Raw genomic sequence first — 3,815 nt, forward strand, 5'->3', positions numbered from 1 at the left:
TGTGGTATTCGTTGATGCGCATCTGCCAGTGGCTGAGCATGTGATACAGCCCCAGCCGGCCATATTCATCGGTCTCCACCAAGGTGACAGTGCGGCCCCGGAAGTGCTCCAGATGGGGGGAAGGGCGCTGTTTCGGATCACGTTCAGCACGCAGGGTGAACCAGAAAGTGGAGCCCTGGCCTTCGCTGCTGTCGATACCGATCTCGCCGCCCATGCCTTCCACAAGACGTTTGCTGATGGCCAGTCCCAGGCCGGTGCCGCCTTCCTGGCGACGGGCACTCTGGTCTGCCTGGGTAAAGGCGCTGAACAGGTTTTTCTGGGCTTCCGGGCTCAGGCCATTGCCGGTGTCTGTCACCGTCAGCTTGATGATGGCCTCCGCGCCACGGTCTTCCTCCAGCATGGCACGCACCACCACCGAGCCCTGTTCGGTGAACTTGATGGCATTGCTGAGCAGGTTGGTGAGTACCTGGCGAATACGCAGCGGGTCGCCGAGCAGATTCACCGGTACATCGGAGTAGATGATGGCAGCCTGCTCCAGGCCCCGCTCCTGGGCCATGGGGGCGAGCAGGGTCTGCACGTCCTCGATCAAGTCGTGCAGGTTCAGCGGGGTGTGATCCAGGGACAGCTTGCCCGCCTCGATCTTGGAGAAATCCAGGATGTCATTGATGATCGCCAGCAGCGAATCGGCACTCTTGTGAATGGTGCCCAGATAATCCTGCTGGCGGGGACTCATGGAGGACTTCTCCAGCAGCTTGGTGAAGCCGATGATGCCATTGAGCGGGGTGCGGATTTCGTGGCTCATGTTGGCCAGGAATTCCGACTTGATCTGGCTGGCCTTGAGCGCCTCCTTGCGGGCCATATCCAGTTCGATATTCTGGATCTCGATGGTTTCCAGGGTTTCACGCAGGTCCTGGGTGGCCTGATCCACGTTCTGCTGCAATTCGGTCTGGGCATCCGCCAGAGCCGACACCATCTGACGCAGGGCAGTTTCCAGCTCTGCCAGCTCCCCTTTTGCCTGGGTGTGAATGGCCATGCTCAGGTCGCCATCGCGAATTCGCCGCACGGCATCCACCATTTCTCCGATAGGACTGGTCAGCTGTCGGGAAAAACGCAGTGCCGGCACCATGGCCAGCAGCATCAGACCCACCATCACCAGAATCAGGGTAATCAGCCCCTCCAGGGTGGAGACGTATTCCCCCTGACGGGTAAATTCCACGGTCAGTCTGGCCGGCTCCCCGGGGTTGATATCCCGGGTCAGTTGCCAGCTGGTATCGGTAACCAGCCGCTGCCGCCCATCTTTCTGATTAATGCCGGTCGCCGGGCGTAGCCTTGGCCCGGCGTGCAGGGTAGGGCGCTCACCGATGAAATCCAGGGTGGCGGCACGTACATCCTGGGCTTCCAGCAACTGTCGCAGCAGCCGTTGCTGGCGAGCGGTATCGGTGGCGGCGGTACTTTCCAGGCGGGCGGCAAAGCTGTCGGTCACCAGTTGCTGGCGTTGGGCATTGGTATCGCGCACATCCACCAGCCGATTCACCAGCGAATAGCCGCCCACCACCAGTGCCGCCATCAGGGCGGGCAGAATGGCCATGAACATCAGGCGTGAGCGAAGGCTTTGGTTGACCATGAATCCCCGTTCTTGCTGTTGTTTTCGCCCATTATGCCCGAGATGGTGGCAACTGCCACGGACCCTGCCAGTTGCCGAATGTTATTTCACCCTACGGTTCATCAGTCGTTGGAGCCTTGCCCGCAAGGCGAAGGGTTTTCAGCTGGCACGGCAGCGGATTGTTGCCTTCGCCTTGCGAGCAAGGTTATTCGCTTTGCTCACCCTTCGGGCCGCCCTGCCGGGCGTTACTCCGCCGCGCTACGTTCCAATGGGTGTTTGTCCCCCCAGCGTCGAGGTTGTCGTCGGGTACATGAAGCGTGTTGCGTGTTGCCGCTTTAGGTACAATGCGCGCCATGAACCATAAAACCATCGAACAGACCGTGGGCAATACGCCCCTGGTTCGCCTGCAGCGGATGCCGGGCGACACCACCAATACCATTCTGGTGAAGCTGGAAGGCAACAATCCGGCAGGCTCGGTGAAAGATCGCCCGGCCCTGAACATGATCATGAAGGCCGAGGCACGAGGCGAGATCAAACCCGGTGATACGTTGATTGAAGCTACCAGCGGTAACACCGGCATTGCCCTGGCCATGGCCGCTGCCATGCGCGGCTATCGCATGAAGCTGATCATGCCCGCCAACCAGAGCCAGGAACGCCGCGATGCCATGGCCGCCTATGGCGCCGAGCTGATTTCCGTCAGCAAGGAAGAGGGCATGGAAGGGGCCCGCGATCTGGCTCAGGCCATGCAGGCCCGGGGCGAGGGCAGGGTGCTGGACCAGTTCGCCAACCCGGACAACCCCATGGCCCATTACGAAAGCACCGGCCCGGAAATCTGGCGCGATACCCAGGGTGGCGTTACCCATTTTGTCAGTTCCATGGGTACCACCGGCACCATCATGGGCTGCAGCATGTTCCTGAAGGAGCAGAATCCGGATATCCAGATCATCGGTCTGCAACCCACCGAAGGCTCTTCCATTCCCGGCATCCGTCGCTGGCCGAAGGAGTACTTGCCGTCCATCTACGATGATTCCCGGGTGGACCGGGTCATCGACATGGATCAGGCCCTGGCCGAGCACACCATGCGCCGGCTGGCCCGGGAAGAGGGTATCAGCTGTGGTGTCTCCTCCGGCGGTGCCGTAGCCGGCGCCCTGCGTCTGAGCGAAGAATTGGAAAACGCCGTGATCGTGGCCATCATCTGCGACCGTGGCGACCGTTACCTGTCCACCGGGGTGTTTCAGGGAGCCTGAAGCTGCCCGAGGCATGAATTTTTTGTGGGAAACGATGCTTGCATCGTGAAGAAGGCCTCTGCCGCACATCTTTCCCGATGCGAGCATCGCTTCCCACAGAGCTTCCCTCAATCGGGAAGCATGAACAGCGGAGAGCTGAATGAACGTACTGGTATTCGACATCGAAACCATCCCCGACCTGGACGGCGGGCGCCGCATCTATGATCTGGATGGCCTCAGTGACAAGGACACCGCCAGTGCCTTGCTCAACCTGCGCCGCCAGGAAAACGGCACCGAATTCCTGCGCCTGCACCTGCACCGCATCGTCGCCATCTCCGTGGTGCTGCGTTCCACCCAGGGCGTCAAGGTCTGGTCCCTGGGGGATGAGGACAGCACCGAGAAAGAGCTGATCGAGCGCTTCTACGACGGTATCGACCGCTTCACCCCCAACCTGGTGAGCTGGAACGGTGGTGGCTTCGATCTGCCGGTGCTGCATTACCGTGCCCTCAAGCATGGTGTGCAGGCCCGTCGTTACTGGGAAACCGGCAACGAAGACACCAGCTTCAAATGGAACAACTACCTGAGCCGTTACCACCAGCGCCACCTGGACCTGATGGACCAGCTGGCCCTGTTCAACGCCCGCGCCAACGCCCCGCTGGACCAGATCGCCACCTTGCTGGGCTTCCCCGGCAAGATGGGCATGAGCGGCGGCAAGGTGTTCGACGCCTTCCAGGAAGGCAACCTCAAGGGTATTCGTGATTACTGCGAGACCGATGTGCTCAACACCTGGCTGGTCTACCTGCGCTTCCAGCTGATGCGCGGCGAGCTGGACCCCACCGGCTACGAACAGGAATTGACCCTGCTGCAGGACTACCTGAAAGCCGAAGGCCATCCGCACTTCCTCAGCTTCCTGGAAGCCTGGCAGGGGAATTAACAGTTAAGAGTGAACAGTTAACAGCGAAACCCCATCTGAAACCCTGTGGGAA

The 3,815-nt window shown here is 60.6% G+C and carries 3 protein-coding genes; 2 read left to right on the forward strand and 1 reads right to left on the reverse strand.

The features are described 5' to 3' along the window. Positions 1–1,624, reverse strand: a 1,624-nt coding sequence (locus HUJ17_RS01215; RefSeq protein ID WP_290508994.1) for an ATP-binding protein, incomplete at its 3' end; no start/stop codon positions are given. A 332-nt stretch (positions 1,625–1,956) separates the two neighbouring features. Between HUJ17_RS01215 and cysM the strand changes: the two genes are divergently transcribed. Then, a complete protein-coding gene (gene cysM, locus HUJ17_RS01220; protein ID WP_290508995.1) occupies positions 1,957–2,850 on the forward strand; it encodes a cysteine synthase CysM in 894 nt (297 codons plus the stop codon). A gap of 139 nt (positions 2,851–2,989) precedes the next feature. After that, entirely contained in the window at positions 2,990–3,763 is a 774-nt protein-coding gene (locus HUJ17_RS01225; RefSeq protein WP_290508996.1) for a 3'-5' exonuclease, read from the forward strand. The last annotated feature ends 52 nt before the right edge of the window (positions 3,764–3,815 follow it).

It is taken from the genome of Alcanivorax sp., assembly GCF_014762765.1.
GTDB lineage: Bacteria > Pseudomonadota > Gammaproteobacteria > Pseudomonadales > Alcanivoracaceae > Alcanivorax.